The 409-nt window shown below is 53.8% G+C and carries 1 pseudogene; it reads right to left on the bottom strand.

Annotation, left to right across the window (positions count from 1 at the left end):
• Positions 1-381 (bottom strand): annotated as a pseudogene (locus AQ1_RS12525) (hypothetical protein); the annotation flags it as partial.
• Between the last annotated feature and the right edge of the window lie 28 nt (positions 382-409).

Raw genomic sequence — 409 nt, 5'->3', positions numbered from 1 at the left:
TCGGGCCTCCTCATCTCGAGAAATCCTGACATCTCTCTCATCAAACACGACTGGACGACGCGCATCCGAAACCGGATTCTCAATTAGACCGATCCGCTTTCGCACATACTTGATGACCGCGCGAAGCATACCAAGCTCATGTTTCACCGTGCCTGCCGAGAGTGTTCGGGCGGTGATCTGAGCGCCCCGAACTGCCGGCTCTTTCAACCGCCGATCCCGCCAATCATCAAAATGATGGGTTCGAAGCGCCGCCATTTTCATTGAACAAAGCTCAGGCTCCGCTCGCTTAAAACGCTCCAGCGCGAGCGTGGTCGGTCTCTGACTTTTAATTTTAGGAACATGGTCTTCGATGTAGCGGTCAATGGCTTGGCCAAGTGTCATGCGCTCGGCTGGAGATCTATCAATGTAG

The sequence above is a fragment of the Iodidimonas nitroreducens genome (assembly GCA_000710935.1).
GTDB classification, from domain to species: domain Bacteria; phylum Pseudomonadota; class Alphaproteobacteria; order Sphingomonadales; family Rhodothalassiaceae; genus Iodidimonas; species Iodidimonas nitroreducens.
Note: the sequence above shows the minus strand (reverse complement) of the source record. Positions and strands in the feature narration are given on the sequence as shown.